Origin of the sequence: Tabrizicola sp. YIM 78059 (assembly GCF_004959785.1) — a bacterium.
GTDB classification, from domain to species: Bacteria; Pseudomonadota; Alphaproteobacteria; order Rhodobacterales; family Rhodobacteraceae; genus Tabrizicola; species Tabrizicola caldifontis.
The window spans coordinates 1-1284 of the sequence record NZ_SJZH01000052.1 but is presented as its reverse complement, the minus strand read 5'-3'; the positions used below and the strand labels follow the sequence as shown (position 1 = coordinate 1284).

Annotated in this window: 2 protein-coding genes; both read left to right on the top strand. The window is 68.2% G+C overall.

Translation table 11 applies throughout. From position 1 onward, the window contains the following. Window positions 1-134 precede the first annotated feature (134 nt). Window positions 135-527 carry an acyl-CoA transferase gene (locus EZM81_RS17960; RefSeq protein ID WP_136646733.1) on the top strand — a complete coding sequence of 131 codons (393 nt, stop codon included), beginning with the start codon at window positions 135-137 and terminating at the stop codon, window positions 525-527. A 24-nt stretch (window positions 528-551) separates the two neighbouring features. Then, window positions 552-1284, top strand: a 733-nt coding sequence (locus EZM81_RS17955) for a phage tail tube protein (protein ID WP_136646732.1), incomplete at its 3' end; no start/stop codon positions are given.

Genomic DNA, 1284 nt, shown 5'->3' with positions numbered 1-1284 from the left:
CCTCCGGTGGGAGTGCGTCGAACTCCGGTTCGAACTCCTCGGCAAACGAGACGGTCCACGGCATGCGATCCTCATGTCTTGGAAGCTATATAGCCCCTAGGCATTAATTTGGCAAGAACAGCCCGAGCACAGCCATGCCCACCCCCCGCGAAACCATCCTCGCCGCGCTGCACGCCCGGCTCTCGGCGCTGCCCGCCACCGCCTTGCGCGGCGACGTGCNGCTGATCCTGCGCGATGGCGAGCCGGGGGAGCCGGAGGTGACGCTGTCGCCGCTGCGGTACCACTACCAGCACCGGGCCGAGATCGAGGCGGTCGTGCAGGGCACCGCGCGCGACACCGCCTTCGACACCCTCTGCGCCAGCATCGGCGCGGCGCTTGCCGCCGACCGCACGCTGGGCGGCCTCTGCGACTGGGTCGAGGCGGAAGCACCGCGTCCAGTTGATCTGGCCGTCGAGGGTGCCGCCAGCCTGAAGGCGGCGGTGATCCCCGTGGTGTTGCACTATTCCACGGCCGACCCGCTGGCCTGACCCCATTCACGACAGGAGAACACGATGGCACGAGCCCATGGGGCGCGGGCGCAGATGGCGCTTGCGTTCGAGACCGTGTATGGCACCGCGCCCGCCACGGGCTACCGCACGGTGCCTTTCGCCAGCACCACGCTCGGTTCCGAACAGCCGCTGATTGCCTCGGAGCTTCTGGGCCAGGGGCGCGACCCGCTGGCCCCGATCAAAGACGCGGTCACCGCCGATGGCGATGTGGTGGTGCCGATCGATGTTGAGAACTTCGGCCTCTGGCTGAAGGCCGCCTTCGGTCAGCCGACGACGGCCGGCACGACGCCGAAGACCCACACCTTCCAGTCGGGGAACTGGACGCTGCCAAGCATGGCCATCGAGACGGCCATGCCCGAAGTGCCGCGCTATGCGATGTACACCGGTTGCGTCTGCGACCAGTTGTCTTGGCAGATGGCGCGGTCAGGGTTGTTGACCGCCACGGCGCGGCTGGTGGCGCAGGGCGAGAACGTCGCCGCGGCGACGGCCGCAGGCACGCCAACCTCGCTTGCGCTGCAGCGGTTCGGGCATTTCAACGGGGCGATCACCCGCAATGGCACACCGCTCGGCAACGTCATCTCGGCGGAGGTCACCTATTCCACCGGCCTCGACCGGATCGAGACCATCCGCAACGATGGCCGGATTGAAGGGGCCGACCCGGGCATGGCCGCCCTGACCGGCCGGGTGGAGGTGCGATTTGCCGACACCGCGCTGATTACGCAAGCCATTGATGGCA